Origin of the sequence: Paenibacillus sp. S-38 (genome assembly GCF_049942825.1) — a bacterium.
Lineage (GTDB): Bacteria > Bacillota > Bacilli > Paenibacillales > NBRC-103111 > Paenibacillus_G.
In genome coordinates, this window is record NZ_CP187970.1 from 390,820 (window position 1) to 405,861 (window position 15,042).

The 15,042-nt window shown below is 61.8% G+C and carries 10 protein-coding genes; 3 read left to right on the plus strand and 7 right to left on the minus strand.

The features are described from left to right. Positions 1-2 precede the first annotated feature (2 nt). The 4 genes from ACP26L_RS01975 to ACP26L_RS01990 all read right to left on the minus strand — a co-directional run bounded on the left by ACP26L_RS01975 (position 3) and on the right by ACP26L_RS01990 (position 6,528). Positions 3-488, minus strand: coding sequence for a GyrI-like domain-containing protein (locus ACP26L_RS01975; protein WP_426450800.1), 486 nt, complete (start codon positions 486-488; stop codon positions 3-5). 547 nt (positions 489-1,035) lie between these two features. Beyond that, positions 1,036-4,530 carry a fibronectin type III domain-containing protein gene (locus tag ACP26L_RS01980; RefSeq protein WP_426450801.1) on the minus strand — a complete coding sequence of 1,165 codons (3,495 nt, stop codon included), beginning with the start codon at positions 4,528-4,530 and terminating at the stop codon, positions 1,036-1,038. A gap of 450 nt (positions 4,531-4,980) precedes the next feature. Then, on the minus strand, positions 4,981-5,574 hold the full coding sequence (locus tag ACP26L_RS01985; protein ID WP_426450802.1) for a histidine phosphatase family protein: 594 nt from the start codon (positions 5,572-5,574) through the stop codon (positions 4,981-4,983). A 33-nt stretch (positions 5,575-5,607) separates the two neighbouring features. Next, positions 5,608-6,528 (minus strand): alpha/beta fold hydrolase, encoded by a 921-nt coding sequence (locus ACP26L_RS01990; protein ID WP_426450804.1) that lies wholly within the window; start codon positions 6,526-6,528, stop codon positions 5,608-5,610. A gap of 366 nt (positions 6,529-6,894) precedes the next feature. On the opposite strand from ACP26L_RS01990, the gene nagZ reads away from it, so the two are divergent. Next, positions 6,895-8,160: a beta-N-acetylhexosaminidase gene (gene nagZ, locus ACP26L_RS01995; RefSeq protein WP_426450805.1), complete on the plus strand. Its 1,266-nt coding sequence runs from the start codon at positions 6,895-6,897 to the stop codon at positions 8,158-8,160. Positions 8,161-8,237: 77 nt separating this feature from the next. Here nagZ and ACP26L_RS02000 read toward each other — a convergent pair whose 3' ends face one another. After that, positions 8,238-8,684 (minus strand): MarR family winged helix-turn-helix transcriptional regulator, encoded by a 447-nt coding sequence (locus ACP26L_RS02000; protein ID WP_426450806.1) that lies wholly within the window; start codon positions 8,682-8,684, stop codon positions 8,238-8,240. A gap of 115 nt (positions 8,685-8,799) precedes the next feature. Continuing rightward, positions 8,800-11,931 carry a PAS domain S-box protein gene (locus ACP26L_RS02005; protein WP_426450807.1) on the minus strand — a complete coding sequence of 1,044 codons (3,132 nt, stop codon included), beginning with the start codon at positions 11,929-11,931 and terminating at the stop codon, positions 8,800-8,802. 196 nt (positions 11,932-12,127) lie between these two features. Here ACP26L_RS02005 and ACP26L_RS02010 point away from each other — a divergent pair, with 196 nt between their 5' ends. Both ACP26L_RS02010 and ACP26L_RS02015 read left to right on the plus strand, forming a co-directional pair. Next, positions 12,128-12,403, plus strand: coding sequence for a hypothetical protein (locus ACP26L_RS02010; protein ID WP_426450808.1), 276 nt, complete (start codon positions 12,128-12,130; stop codon positions 12,401-12,403). A 122-nt stretch (positions 12,404-12,525) separates the two neighbouring features. Next, complete coding sequence (locus tag ACP26L_RS02015; RefSeq protein ID WP_426450810.1) at positions 12,526-13,731, plus strand: MGDG synthase family glycosyltransferase; 1,206 nt, start codon at positions 12,526-12,528, stop codon at positions 13,729-13,731. Between the two features lie 685 nt (positions 13,732-14,416). Here ACP26L_RS02015 and yhfH read toward each other — a convergent pair. Beyond that, positions 14,417-14,602 carry a protein YhfH gene (gene yhfH / locus ACP26L_RS02020; protein WP_426450811.1) on the minus strand — a complete coding sequence of 62 codons (186 nt, stop codon included), beginning with the start codon at positions 14,600-14,602 and terminating at the stop codon, positions 14,417-14,419. Positions 14,603-15,042: the final 440 nt, after the last annotated feature.

The window sequence follows — 15,042 nt, forward strand, 5'->3', positions numbered from 1 at the left end:
CCTCAGATCTCCTCTTCACTGGTCGGCAGCAGAGGCACGTAGACGTCCACCTCGCTTGGCCACAAGGGACGCTCGAAGGAGTAGAACTCCAGCGCCAGCGCCTTGGTATCTTTGCGCAGCCCGCGGGACAGCAGTCCGTTCTCGATCTCCAGGTAAGGATCGCCCTCCGATCGGATGGCCGCATAGCGGTGCGGAGGGACCGTGAACCCGGTCATTCCGCCGGGGATGGTATGCAGAGAGCTGACCTCGAGGCAGTAGAAGTAAGTGAACAGCACTTCACTTGCGTAATGGGCGCAGACATAACGCGCAGGATGAACGGCATGATGAATCTCGTGCCGCCGCCGCCTGAATTCTTCGCGGACACGGTGCACCGAACGTTCACCGTCTTTGCCGAGCTCGAACGGGACGGTGACGTGCAGACCGATCAGCTGCAGCTTCTCGAGGGAGACCAGATGGATCCCCGGCTTCGACAGGATGGGTTGGGACATGGCGAAGACTCCTTTGTATAGGTATAGGGTGGAGAGCGTGCCGGACGGCTCGGTTGGCTGCGGGCAGCGGTCGTGGTGTTCTCGTGGGTTCGCAGCGGGGCAGGGTGCAGGCCGGTAGATGATGTGGATGGATGACCGGAAGCAGACGAGGTGCTTTGTAAGCGCAATCATAATAGAACGGATCGCTGCTCCGATCGTCCGAATGGGGCGGCGGACTTGACTAAGGCTTAGATTCTTCTCAGGATCTGGTTAATATATCCAGCAAGTCTATCATATCATAACCCGGCCCCCAGGACAAAAGCTGGTTTGTGAAAGCTTCGTGACGACCCTTCATCTGCTGCCGTCTGATCTTCCAATAGGAAGCGGATGGTATGGTACGTCGTTGAACGAACGGGCGAGTGATACTCCCATGCGGGGGATAGGCGAGAGAAGTGCTCCTGCTGCCACAGCGATCGCGGAGCTTATAATACTTATAGTAAAAACGAAACGGGGCTTACAATAAAAAAACCTCCATCCGGCAGGAGCCGGAGGAGGCTTGAAGCAGCGGTTACTCGGTTGTTGCGGAGAGAGCGGTGGAAGCGGTCGATTCGTTGCCCGCATCGTCCTCCGCTTTGACGGTGAAGCTGTAGGCAGTCTTGGAGGTCAGGCCGGTTACGGTAAAGGAAGTGGAGGCCGTGCTGCCCACCTTGGTCGTACCTTGATAGATGTTGTACTGCTTCACGAGATCATTGTCCGTGCTGGCGCTCCAGGACAGGGTGGCTGTCGCGGCGGTCAGGCCGGTCAGAGTAACATCCTTCGGTGCAGCCGGAGGCGTCTTGTCGGAGGTCGTCGCGGAAGCGACATTGCTGGCGGCGGCCTTGTTGCCGGTAGCATCCTTCGCCCGGATCGTGATCTGGTATGTCGTGTTCAGAGCCAGATTGCTCAGCGTATGGGACGTGTTGGTGGGGCCTGTCGTGGCGACGAGGACCGAACCGTTGTAGATCTCATAGGAGGCGACTTCGACGTCATCGGTCGTCCGCGACCAGTTCAGCGTCAGCGAGCGCACATTCTGCGAGGACACGCGCAGGTCCGAGATCGCTGCAGGCGCGGTCGTATCCGCCGGGTTGATGTTCGGGCCGATGACCTTATGCGGCACGTTCGTATCGACGGTCGTGCCGTTGCCGAGCTGTCCGTTCGCATTGCGGCCCCAGGAGTACAGGATGCCGTCATTGCCGTAGGCGATGCTTTGGTTCTCCCCTGCGGCGATGGAAGCGACCGAAGAGAGGCCCGGGATGGCCGCTGGCACGCTGCGGTTCGTATTATTGCCATTGCCGAGCTGCCCGTATCCGTTATACCCCCAGCTCCAGACGGTGCCGTCGCTTTTCAGCGCCAGCGTGTGGTACGGCCCTGCGGCAATGCTCTTGACGCCCGTTACGCCGGACTGCACCGGTGTAGTCTGCGAGATCGTCGAGGCGTTGCCGAGCTCGCCGTTGCCGTTATACCCCCAGGCCAAGACGCTGCCGTCCTTCTTGAGCGCCACCCCGTGGTAGTCGCCGGCCGAAATCGACTTGACGTCGGTCAGAAGCGCTACCTGGACCGGAACGCTGCTGCGGGTCGTGGTGCCGTTGCCGAGCTCCCCGTAGGAGTTCTGGCCCCAGCTCCAGACCGTACCGTCATTCTTCAGAGCGAGGGAGAAGTCTTTGCCCGCTGCGATGGCGACAACGCCTGTCAGGTCTTTGACCTGCACCGGCGTGCGCTGGCTGGTCGTGGTGCCGTCGCCGAGCTGCCCGTAGCCGTTGTAGCCGAAGGACCAGACGGTGCCGTCGCTCTTCAGGGCCAGGCTGTGATTCTCCCCGGCGGATACGGCCGTCCAGTTCGTCTGGGTCGAGACCTGCACCGGGCTGTAGCGGGTCGTTGTGGAATCGTCGCCGAGCTGCCCGTAGCCGTTGTAGCCCCAGGCATGCAGCGTGCCGTCGCTTCGCAGCGCAATGGTGTGGTTCTCCCCGCCGGCAATCATCTTCATGCCGGTCAGGTTGATGGCCTTGCCCGGGACGGCGGTGGAGTTCGACGTGCCGGTACCGAGCTGTCCGTGGCCGTTATAGCCCCAGCCCCAGACGGTGCCGTCGCTCTTGATGAACAGGGTATGGTTCCCTAGCAGGGAAACCGCCAGAGGGACAGAGCCCAGGGCCGCCGAGGTCACCGCCGACACCGCAGCGCTCGCTTCAGAGACATTGCCGGCAGCATCCTTCGCCTTGACCGTGAACGAGTACGTCGTGTTCGGGGAGAGGCCCGTTACCGTGAACGACGGCTCGGTGGAGGATCCGACCTTGGCTGTGCCGTTATAGATGTCGTAGCCCGCTACCTTGACGTCGTCGGTCGAGGCATCCCAGGCTAGCGACACGCTCGTGCTCGTTTTGCCGGTGACCGTGACATTGGCTGGTACGCTCGGCGCCTTGCTGTCCGCCACCTTGACAAGCTTCACGGCGTCGAGCGGAACGGTGTAGCCCGTGCTTGAGGCGTTCTTGCCGGTGACGGTGAAACGGAAGATCTTGAAACCCGGTGTATTGAAGTAGACCGGACCGCGGTTATATTCCGTGATGGCCGACTGGGCCGCCGGTTTGTAGAAGTCTATCGGCGTGCCTTGGGCCGTGCCGTCGATGGTCAGGGCCGCCGTACCGGCATTCGCTCCGGCCTTGCCGGCTACGCGCACTTCATAGCTGCCCGCTGCGCTTACGTTCAGGGCATATTCGACATAGTCGCCGACCGCGTTCGCGTTGTAGCTCTCCCACTGGCCGCCGCTTGCAGCCGCATCGGCGGTCAGGGTCGTCGCATCGCCGGAGTCCGCCTGCGGCGCACTCTCGGCCTCGAAGGTCAGCGACGTGGAGGAAGCCGCGTTCGTCGTCACCGCCAGCGGGCTGCTCGCCGGGGAAGCGTTGCCTGCGGCATCCAGCGCCTTGACGGTGAACGAGTAGGCGGTAGCCGGCGTAAGGCCTGTCACGGTATGCGTGGTGCCGGTGACAGTGGCCAGCTTGGTCGCACCGCTGTAGATGTCGTAGCCCGTGACACCGACATTATCCGTGGCGGCGGTCCAGGAGAGCGAGACGGTCGTATCCGTCTTGCCGGTAGAGGTCAGGCCGGACGGGGCGGTAGGCGCCACGTTGTCTGCCGTTCCCTGAGGCGTGAGCTTGATCGCGTCAAGGGCGATCTTGTAGTCCGTGCTGGCAGCGTTCCGGCCGGTGACGGTGAAGCGGAACTTCTTCGTGCCTCCGGCGGCGAAGGTGATGCTCCCGAACGACTTCTGCTCATAGGCGGCCGCTGTGCCGTAAGCATCCACGGGCGAGCCTTGGGCTTTGCCGTCTACGGAGAGCTGGACGATGGAGCGGTTGTTGGCGGAGCGCACCAGGCCTGTGATCGCATAGGTGCCGGCCTGCGGCACGTTCAGATCGTACTCGATGTAGTCCGCCACGGCGTTGGAGTTGTAGTACTCCCACTTGCCCCCGCTGGCGGCGGTATCGCTGTACTGCGTCGTAGCGTCGCCGGAATCCCGCTGGGTCAGCAGCTCCGCTTCAAAGAGCAGCTCCCCTGCCGTCAGGGCCGCGATGGCAGGGGTCGTCACGGAGAGGCTCTTGCTTGCCGGAGAAGCATTGCCTGCGGCATCTCTGGCCTTCACGGTGAACGAGTACGCTGTATTCGGAGCAAGCCCGGTCACGGTATAGGAAGTATCCGGGACGGAGGCGACCTTCGTGGAACCTTGATAGATGTCGTAACCGGTGACCTTCACATTATCCGAGGCAGCGGACCAGCTGAGCGTCACGGAGCCGGCCGTCACGGCCGTGGAAGTCAGAGAAGCCGGCGCCGTGGGAGCCGTGATATCCGCACCGTACGTGGCCGAGGTGACGGAGCTGTAGGTGGAGGCGGTTACCGTGGTGGAACCCGAGGCGGTGGGGGAGGAGGAGCCTGGGGTGTCCGTACCGGCAGCACCTGCCGTACCTAGAGATTGGGAGGCCAGCAGCAGCGAGCTGGCGATGAGGAGGTTTTTGCGGTTGGATGGTTTGGATGTCATGGATGGGGTCATCTCCAATGTTCATGAATTTGGGGTGAGGATAGGTAAGGAAGGAAAAGCGGTTCTTGCGCGGGTGATACGGTGGGTATCCCCCCTGGGGACAATCCTTATAATTCATTGGTTTCACGTTCTGCTTCGCTGCAGCATCGGACGGCGCCGCCTGCAGCGGTCGATACATATCGTATCCGATGAGCCGGTCATATGACTACTGACTCCTGTCACAGGTTCGGTCATGGAAGTATTTAGGAGGCACCCGATAGGGAAGCACCTTGGCATGGAAACGAAAAAAGACGCCTCTCCTCAGGAGAGGAGAAGCGTCTCGGGGCGGATGGCCACCTTAAAGGTCAGTGAATCGGGGGTGCGGCCGATACGGAAATGCTGCAGGCTCGTTCTACTGCCGGTTCCGAAGCTTAGGAGAGGTACGGGCGTAACGTCCTTGTGGAGTCTCCCCTACCCCGGCCACAGGCGGGTAACGGCGTACAGCTGCGGACCTGCGGCGTCCATGTGGAACTCCGCCTTATAAATATCGGGCATCGACGTGCTCTGCCAGAAGGTGAAGTGATAGGCAGGGTCCCAGGCTCCGAGCATCAAAGTCATGATATCGCCGTGCGTGCCAAGAGCGAGCCTGCGGCCGGGGTTTGCGAGCAGCAGGCGCTGCAGGACGGCGGTTCCCCGCTGCCGTGCTTGCTCACTGGACTCGCCGCCGGGATAGCGGAGCAGGGGGTCCGCGAACAGTGCCCGTTTCGCTTCATAGAAGGCTTCGCGTGAAGGGAACAGCGGCTCCTCCGACAGCTTCCGCTCCCGGAGGTCCTCTTCGAGCAGGATGGCCTGTCCAAGACGCTCCGCCAGCGGTTGCAGCGTCAGGACGGCACGCCGGTAAGGGCTTGAGACGAGGAGGTCGATCCCCTCGCCTTCGAGGAGCCGGGCCGCTCTCAGGGCGTCTTCTTCCCCTGCTGCAGACAAGCCGCGTTCCCGCTCCTGCCCGGCGGAGTAAGGGGAGGCTGCGTGTCTCACGAAATAAACGGTGGTAATGACCGCGGACATGATTCATCTCCTTCCATCTTGAGGTAGGTGCGGTTACTTGATACGGCCGAACATAGCGATCGCGGAGGTTACGACAAGCGAGGGGTTCTGCGTATGCAGGTAATGCCCGCTGCCGGAGTCGGTCACATGGACGGAGTCATTCGAGAGGGCGGCCAGGCTGCGCTGCAGCTGAGCCCAGCGGGCTTCGCCGTCGACGAACACGTCGGGATACCCGTGATTTCCGCCCGAGAGCACCGTGATGGGCAGGCTGCGCAGGAAGTCGGTCTGCCGGCCCTGGTCGATCTGGCTGTAGGTGTTGTACACATCCGGGTCATAGTGGCCTTCCCTTCCGCCGGATGCGGCGAGATCCTCTTCCACGATGCTTCTTCGCGTCTCAGCCGGGTATTCGGCGAATAGGACGTCCTCCATATGTTCATGAGAGGCATCGACGAAGATCAGGCCTTTGACGGATGCCGGGTACAGATAGGCATATTCCCGGATATAGAGTCCGCCCATGGAATGGCCGATGAACACAAGAGGGCCGTTCACTCCCGCCTTCTTGAGGAGCAGGTTCAGCCGGTTCGCCGCATCCTGCGCGGAATAGGAGGCCGAGGCGGGGGCATCGCTCAGGCCGATATTGGCCCGGTCATAGGTAACCACCTGTGTGACCTTGGCCAGCTCTGCGGCTGCCGCATCCCAGATTCCGGAGGAGTCCCCGTAACCGTTCTCGAAGACGACCGTAGGCGTCCCGGTGCGGCGCTCCCCGCGGATTGTGAGATGCAGCCCGTAGCCGCCGATGTCCACTTTACCCTGGAAGACAGTGCCGGATTCCGCCACGGGCCGGTCCGTGGTGGAGTCTCCCTCCGAGGGGGAGGCTGTGGCGGCTGCGTCTCCCCCCGCAGCCTGCGCGTAAGGAACCGGCAGAGAGACCGAAAGAAGAAAGGATAATGCCGCTGCGATACTTCTGCGCTTCATAAGAAAAGGACACCTCACCATATGGGTAATTTTGCCAAACGTCGTATAGGTTTGACGGCTGAATTGTACCCCAACACGGTATTGAAGTAAAGTAAACAGGGAAGAAAAGGGCCGTATCTTACGAATCGTTTGGGGGCAGCGCCGTATGACTCTGGAGTGTCCAGTGGAAAGCCGGGTCGCAGGGAAACCGGAGGAAGGTATATCGAAGAGGGAACGGTAAAAGCGGGAGAAGGGCCGGGTACGTTTCCCGCAGCTTCAGGAGGGCAAGGATAAACGAAGGAGCCTTGCCGAAGCAGGGCAGCCGGATAAGGAAGGGAGGGGATCCGAATGAGGAAAGCGGCAAGGTGGTTTTGTATTCTGTTGGTTATGATAACCGCGGCCGGAATGGAGGGCTGCGGATCCAAAGCACCGGCCCCCCCGGCGGGGCAGACAGCCCCTCAGCCGCAGCAGCCGGCGGAGCCGTCCGGTGAGGCCGGGCAGGAGCAGGTTCAGCCGGCGCTGAAGCCGCGCGATGAGATCCGGGACCAGGTGGAAGCCATGTCCCTTGACGAGAAAGTAGGGCAGCTGCTGCTCGTCGGGCTGGACGGCACGGTGGTGGACGGGCATGCACGGGAGTGGATTCATACCTATCATGCCGGGGGCTTCATCCTGTTCCGGGATAATATTGAGAATGCGGCCCAGCTGGCACAGCTGACGGGGGATCTGAAGGAAGCGAATCGGAGCGGCGGGGGTGTCCCGCTGTGGCTCAGCCTGGATGAGGAGGGCGGCCGGGTCAGCCGGATGCCGGCGGAGCTGGCGAAGCCCCCTTCCGCGGCGGCCGTAGGCCGGGCTGACAAGCCGGCCGCATCGCTGGCCATCGGGCGCGCCGTCGGCAGAGAGCTCGGGGCCTTCGGCATGAACATGAACTTTGCCCCGGTGCTCGATGTGTTCAGCAATCCGGGCAACACCGTGATCGGGGACCGGGCGTACGGTCGGGATCCGGCACAAGTCATCCGCATGGGCATCCAAGCGATGAAGGGACTGCAGTCACAGCAGGTGGCGGCGGTCGTGAAGCATTTTCCGGGGCACGGGGACACATCCGTGGACTCCCACTACGGGCTTCCCGTCGTAACGCATGATCTCGACCGGCTGCGGAAGGTGGAGCTGAAGCCATTCGCCGAGGCGGTCCGCAGCGGGGCCGATGCCGTGATGGTTGCCCATATTCTTCTGCCGAAGCTGGATGCGGAGGTGCCGGCCTCCCTCTCCCGCCGTGTGGTTACCGGTCTCCTCAGGGAGGAGATGGGCTTCAGCGGGGTTGTCGTAACCGATGATCTCGTGATGGGGGCGATTACCAAGCGCTATGATCTTGGACAGGCGGGAGTACAGGCGGTAGCCGCAGGGGGGGATGTGCTGCTCGTCGGTCACGGGTATGAGGCCGGTACGGCGGTATTCTCGGCGGTCAAGCGCGCGGTGCAGGAGGGGGTCATCACGGAGGCGAGGCTGAAGGAGAGCGTGGTGCGCATTCTGCGGCTGAAGGCGAAGTACCGTCTCCGCGATGAACGCCCGGGGGCTGTGGACACCGCCGCGCTGAACGAGGAGATGAAGAACGCGATGAAGGGCCTTGAGGCGCCGCTTCCGGCGGGAGGAAAGTAGCACATCCGGCCGGCTGTACCGCGGAGGTATCTGCTTGTGAAGTGCTTCTGGGAGAAGCCGAAAAGAGCCGGCAGCGATTATCGGGAATCACTGCGGCTCATGGCGGTACTCAGCAGCTCCAGGCTCTCGAGCACTTGGGCCTGCTTGTCTGGGGGGACGTGGCGCAGCAGGCCTTCGATATAAATCTCCAAGGTGTCCGCGATCATGTCAGCTTGCTGTTCACCCTGCGGCGTCAGGGACAGGACCACGAAGCGTCTGTCCCTCGGGTCGGGGATGCGGCTGATAAGCCTCATCTCCACAAGCTGATGCACCTGGCGGCTGAGGGTGCTCGTATCTGCGCTGAGCACCTGGCCGAGGTCGTTCAGCGACAGGTTGGGGCGCCTGCCGAGCTCGTACAGCACGTGGCTTTGGAGCACGGAGACGCCGCAGCATTGGGCGCCGTCCTTTTGCAGCAGCCCGAACCGGTGGACGAGCCCCTGCATCATTTCCCGGACATGGGTATACTCGGGTCGTTGTGTATTCATGGGCATCACCTGATTCCGTTATACCATGAAGGATTTGATAATCACAGCTATGGCGTTATAAAAAAATAAGGAGACGGCCGAAATCGGCCCTCTCCCCGCCTGCTTCTACCCGCTCTTAGTGTTTCCTCCCCGGGATCATCTGCGTCTGGATCCGACGCAGCAGGGTCCGCAGCTCCCCGGTACCGGGGGACCTCGCCGCCACATACGCCATGCCGGCCTCCGTATAACGCTTCTGCCCGCCGCCCCCTCCGACAGGTGCCAGGCCGATCACGACCGGCCGGCGTTCCGCCGGTAGCAGGGATTGGATGCGGGAGGAGGCGGTCACCCCGTCCATGACCGGCAGGGACGTGCTCATGAGAACGAGATCGTAGCGCTGGCGCTGAACGGCCTTGACCGCGGCGAGCCCGTTTGGCACCGTATGGGCCGTGTGCCCTAGACGGCTTAAGATCCGCTGGAGGTGCAGCCGGGCGGCCTCCGTCTCCTCGGCGACGAGAATGTGCAGCGGCCTGTCGGCCCCGTCTTCGTCTGTTCGTCCGTCCTCGACTGCAGCGCTCCAGGGGCTGACAGCCTCATATGAAGGAGAGAACGCCGGCTGAATCTCTACCGCGGGAACCTCCGCCACCTCCTCGGGGAAGAGCAGGGTGAAGGTGAAGACGGACCCCGTCCCCTCCGTGCTCTCTACCGAGATGGTACCGCCCATGAGCTCGACGAGCTTTTTGCAGATCGCAAGCCCCAGTCCGGTGCCTCCGTACTTGCGGTTCACGCCGGGATGAACCTGGGAGAACGACTGGAACAGGTGATGAAGCTTCTCGGCCGGAATGCCGATGCCCGTATCCGCTACCGTGAAGTCGAGCATCCAGGATCCCGCGGTGTCCAAGCGGCGGCTGCGGACCGTTAAGGTAATGTTCCCCGTCTCAGTGAACTTCAGCGCGTTGCCGACCAGATGGATCAGGATCTGCTTCACCCGGGTGGAGTCGCCGAGCAGCGGCGGCATGCCCGCCCCCAGGTCCGCCCTTAGCCGCAGTCCTTTCTCCTGGGCCTTCGGCGTAAAAAGATCGAGTACCTCCCGCACCGTGTCCTGCACTTGGAAGCGGTGGTGTTCAAGGACCATTTTGCCTGCCTCGATTTGGCTGAAGTCCAGGATATCCCCGAGGATGCGCAGCAGGGAGTCGCCGCTCTGGCGGATGATCTCCGCGTATTCCCGCTGCTCCTCCGTCAGCTCCGTATCGAGCAGGATATCCGTCATGCCGATGATGCCGTTCAGGGGCGTACGGATCTCATGGCTCATGACCGCTAGGAATTCCGACTTGGCCTCGGCTGCCCGCTCAGCCGATTCCTTCGCCTGGATGATCTCGCGCTCGCTTGTCGTGTCGGTGAAGATCACGACGGCCCCCATCAGCCTCCCGTGATCGTAGATCGGGTGTGTGCGGTACTCCACGAGGAAGGAGGAGCCGTCCTTGCGCCAGAACACTTCATCGGTCACGTATCGGGAGAGCCCGTCCCGCGCCGTCAGGAAAATGGGGCACTCCCTACGTGGATAAGGGCTGCCGTCCGGCTTCGAGTGATGGACCGAGGGATGGACCCGCTTTCCTTCGAATTCTTCCGGCGTATAGCCGAGCATATCAGAGGCGGCGGGGTTCAGGAATACGCCCCGCCCGGACAGGTCCACCCCGTAGATGCCTTCGGCTACCGAGTTCAGGATCAGCGTATACCGGCTGCTCAGCTTCTGGATTTCCTCCAAATGCTTTTTGCGTTCGGTAATGTCGCTGGCCATGCCGTAGACCCCCACCACCCGGCTTTCCACTACAATCGGCACATACTGCATTTGGACGTCGATGTCTCTGCCGTCCTTGCTGCGAAGGATCATCTCCCCGTTCTGCGGCACCCCTTGGCAGGCCAAGGTCCAATAGCCGGAGGCCCTCGGAAGATCACAGGGGGCCACGAGCCGTCCATGAGAGCTTCCGAGCAGCTCCCCGCGGCTGCAGCCGACCAGTTGTTCCAACGAGGCGTTGACACTCGTAAGCCGTCCTTCGAGATCCATCGAGTAGATAGCCGACGGATGGTAATCGAAAAGCGATTTGAACCGCTGCTCGCTCTCCCGCAGGCGGTTTTCCATGCTTTTGCGCTCCGTGATGTCCTGGGTGGTCCCAATCATGGAGGCGGCGCGGCCGTCCGGGCCCCGGCAGATGTCGGCCTGCGCATGAATATGGCGGAGCTTGCCGCTAGGCAGCACAACCCGGTAGTCACAGTTAAACGGGGCGCCCTGCAGAGCGCGTCGTACGGCAAGGTCGACCCCATCCCGGTCTTCGGGATGGATGCTGGAGAGGAAGGCGTCGTACGAGCGTACCTCCCGGCCAAAAATCCGCTGAAACTCCGCCGAGCCCTCCACGCGGTCCGACAAGACATCCCAATGCCAGGAGCCGCAGCGGGCGACCCGCTGCGCCGCGGCCAGGCTCTCCTCGCTGTGCGTCAGGTGCTCCTCCATCCGCCGGCGGTGCGTGATATCCCGCCCGATCCCGAGGTAGTGCTGGACGGCCCCGTCGGTGCTTCGGACCGCTTTGAAGGTCGTCTCCACCCAGACGTACTCTCCGGACGCACGGCGGAACCGGCAGGTAAAGACGTCTTCGTCTGCGTAGGAGCGGCCCTGGAGCGCTTCATAGTCCTCCGGATGATACAGGGCGGACAGCCGGGTGCCTTCCAGCTCTTCCGGCGTATACCCCAGCAGTTTGCTCACGGAGGGGGAGATGAACCGGCAGACCCCGTCGGGCGTCGAACACGAGATGATATCCGTTGCATGGGTTGCGATCAGCTCGTACCGTTCTTCGCATTCTCTGCGTTTGCGCTCGTGCTCGAGGGTCTTGGTCACGTCTTTGCCAATAGCGTAGACTCCGGTGATCCGCCCGTCCGAGACGATCGGAATGTACGTTACCTCGAGATCGACCTTCCTCCCGTCCTTGCAGGTCAGCGGCATCAGGAACGGGGAGGCGGCCTTCCCGCACAGGGCTTTGGAGAACTCTCTCTCCCGGCGTTCGCCCAGCTCTCTGTCCCTGGACAGCTCGGCGATTACCGCCTCGGCAGCCTCGTGCAGGGAATAGCCCGTAAGCCGCAGAGCGGCCGGGTTCGCATGAAGATGACGCCCGTCGCAATCGAGAATATAGATGGCGTCGGGGTGATGCTCGAAGAGGGACGGGTAGAGGCCGCTTTGGGCCGGCAGGGCCGGTGTCGCCGGGTTGAAGTCGTGAGGCAAGGCCGATCAAATCCTTTCCTATCCGTTCATGTCCGCAGGCTCTTGGGGACTGTTACTTATGTTTAAAGAATTTACGGCGGCGTTGAAACAAGGGAGGAACGCCCAATACCAATAAATTCTAGGAAAAAAATTCCAAGCCCATGCATCCCTAAGCGCTTTGTGGTACGATGAGAGAAACGGCAGGGAGGGACGATGGATGAACACACGTGCCTATAACCCTTATGAAGATCCGGCGCTGCATGCCACCCAGACGCACCGCAGCCGCGGATGGGGTGCAGAAGAACGGGTGCCTTTCAATGATGCGATCTCTCATTTTGATACCGTGAATGGTTTTCGGATGCCGAAGCGGATAGAGGAGCTGCCTTCGAGTATCCGGACGGCCTTCCGGATCTACGCTTTGGTGTCGGCGGTCTCACTGGCCGCCGTGCTGGCCGATTCGCTGATCTCCTCGGTCGGCGCACGCCTCCCTTAAGAAAAAAATAAGATTTGGGTGGGGGCATTTTATAGCAGATGCGTTTAATATATATATAGATACAGAATCGTCCTGTACAAGAGATTGAGGGCGGTACATGAAACCATGCAGGGGGTACGTTCATGAATTGGAGTAAGGGGACGGCGGAGCGGGTCCGGGTGCTCGTGCTCTCCGGCAATCTGGGAGATGGACACCGGCAGGCGGCCAAAGCTCTGGCGGAAGCCTCCCGGCTCGGCACCCGTGAAGCGGTGGATACGGAAGTCGTCGATTTCATGCAGCGCGTCTATCCCCAATTGCAGCACGTCGTCAAATTCGGATTTCTGAAAATGGTGGAAAAAACGCCATCCATCTACGGATATTTTTATCATAGGACCAAATATGACAAAGGGCTCTCGCCCTTGTTTGCGCTGTTCCTGCGGCTGGGACGGCGCGCTCTGCTGCGTCTTGCGGCCGAATACCGTCCTGACGCGATTATCTGTACCTTCCCGCTTGCCGCGGCAGCCGTGTCGCTCCTCAAGGAGGAAGGGCGGCTGCACGTTCCGCTGATCACGGCAATCACGGACCACACGGATCACGCGTTGTGGCTGAACCCGGCCACGGATCTCTATCTCGTCGGTTCGGCGCAGGTGGCTTCCGCGCTGCGCGCCCGCGGCATCGCTTCCTCGCGGATCGCAGTAAGCGGCATCCCCGTAGCGCCGCGGTTCCATGAGGAAGAAGACCGCGCGGTGGTGCGGCGGGAGCTGGGCCTGCGGCCGGACATGCCCGTCGTGCTGGTGATGGGCGGAGGCGGCGGACTGCTCAGCGAAGGCATCCGGTCTCTCCTGCGCTCCGAAGACGTGTGCGTGGATGTGCAGCTCGTCATCGTCTGCGGCAGCAATGAGGCCGTGAAGCGCGAGCTGGAAGAGGAGCTCAGGCGCCGTCCCTCTGGACGGGTCCGGCTGCTGGGCTTCGCGGGAGATATCCACCGCTGGATGTCGGCGGCGGACCTGCTGCTGACCAAGCCCGGCGGGCTGACGACCTCTGAGGCCGTGGCCAAAGCGCTGCCGATGCTCCTCTACAAGCCGATCCCCGGCCAGGAGGAGGACAACGCCGCCGTGCTTGAGCGCGCCGGCGTGGCTGTGCTGGCTGAGGGCGGCCGGGCTCTGACGGACCAGCTGCTGGAGCTGGTCCGTGATCCGGGCCGCCTGGCGCACATGCGCCGGCGGGCGGAGGCGTTCCGCATCGCGAGGCCGGCCGAGCGGGCCTGGGAGGCGGTGCTGGCGCTGCAGCCGCGGTCTCAGCCCGAGCTGGCGCCGCGCCCCGAGCTCAGCGTGCGCAAGGCCTGGTAGGCGGGCTTGCGGAGGCGCGCGAGCGTAGCAGGCGGAGCGGGCCCCCACGGGTGCGTGGCTGAGCTGGCGTCGCGTCAGGTCCGGCGTGGGTAAGGCCTGGTAGGCAGGCTGGCGGAGGCATGCGCGCGAGCGTAGCTGGCGGAGCGGGCCCCTGCGGGCGTGAGGCTGGACTGGCACCGCGTTGGGCCCGGCGTGGGTAACGCCGTCACGGGGCCGGTTGAACCCGTAGGCAGGTGCTGCGGGGTTTCTAGTAACGTAGCACCTTCTTGCTGCAGCTGAAACCAGTTCTGCGGCGTCTTGAAGCTAGCCTCTACGACGGGCCGGTGGGCTGCGCATGGCTGTCTAACGGTATCACCTGTCTTAAATATAGGAAAAGAAGAGTAAATAAAGGAACTGAGATGCCTTATTTGGGTATTTCCCATCATTTCCTGAGGAATAGCGGAACTCAGGTATCTTATAGAGCACCGGGAGGCCGAAAATCCCTTTGATACGGTCATTTAAGGTATCTCAGTTCCGCTATTTTTGAAAAGGCCTCTTGTAGAACGTGAATAGAGCACCTGAGTTCCGCTATTTGCTTATCTGCGGCTTGCTCCTTGTTGGAATCCCGGGAAGGCCGCTCAGGTACACGAAAACGCCCCTTGCGCTGCAGGGGCGTTTTTGAGCTATCGAGGACAAGTCATCGGCTTCATTCGTTGTTGTAAGAAGAGTCGGCCAAGGAACGGGTAAGGGGACTGAGCGGATAGAAGGTAAGGCCCTTGCAGGACGTACAGGTGCTGCTGTAGCAGTCCGCCATCTCTTCTATCGCACTGCCGCAGGTGTCGCAGCATCGGAGAGGCAGGTTCTCGTAGAACTCGCTTGATCGCATATGCATGATACCATCACTCCCTTTTTCCAGGATACTCCTACTATACTCGAATCCACTTGGGAATGTAAGCGATTTCTTGTCGACGGACTAACTATTTTTGCGCTGGCAAAGGAGACGTGTGTGAAATGTGTCAGCTCTTGATAACGAAGAGGAACGAAGGAACTTTGCATCGAAGTCCATCGGCATGCATGGGCGATCATTTGCCAGATGCCAATGTATGAGGGGGCGAAAAGTGGAGGTGGGGGCGGGGCACCCGGGCATCCGGGCAAAGGGCGCGCAGACAGCGGATCGGACGCAAGCTTGCGCCAGCCGAAGTCTGCGCGCTTAGCCTCAAGCCTGAGGCTGGTCCGATATTGAAGCAGGGGTGTGAGTTAAACCGCGGAAGTGTTGGTTTGAGGTGCTGCGACTTAGGCCGGCTGGGGCAGTTAGCGTAGGATTAGCTGGAG

Bases quoted from the DNA above. Each gene is read 5' to 3' on its own strand.
- ACP26L_RS02000 (WP_426450806.1), bottom strand. From the start codon at position 8,684: ATGAATACACAACGACCCGAGTATACCCATGTCCGGGAAATGATGCAG.
- ACP26L_RS01990 (WP_426450804.1), bottom strand. From the start codon at position 6,528: ATGAAGCGCAGAAGTATCGCAGCGGCATTATCCTTTCTTCTTTCGGTC.
- ACP26L_RS01985 (WP_426450802.1), bottom strand. From the start codon at position 5,574: ATGTCCGCGGTCATTACCACCGTTTATTTCGTGAGACACGCAGCCTCC.
- ACP26L_RS01975 (WP_426450800.1), bottom strand. From the start codon at position 488: ATGTCCCAACCCATCCTGTCGAAGCCGGGGATCCATCTGGTCTCCCTC.
- nagZ (WP_426450805.1), top strand. From the start codon at position 6,895: ATGATAACCGCGGCCGGAATGGAGGGCTGCGGATCCAAAGCACCGGCC.
- yhfH (WP_426450811.1), bottom strand. From the start codon at position 14,602: ATGCATATGCGATCAAGCGAGTTCTACGAGAACCTGCCTCTCCGATGC.
- ACP26L_RS02010 (WP_426450808.1), top strand. From the start codon at position 12,128: ATGAACACACGTGCCTATAACCCTTATGAAGATCCGGCGCTGCATGCC.
- ACP26L_RS02015 (WP_426450810.1), top strand. From the start codon at position 12,526: ATGAATTGGAGTAAGGGGACGGCGGAGCGGGTCCGGGTGCTCGTGCTC.
- ACP26L_RS01980 (WP_426450801.1), bottom strand. From the start codon at position 4,530: ATGACATCCAAACCATCCAACCGCAAAAACCTCCTCATCGCCAGCTCG.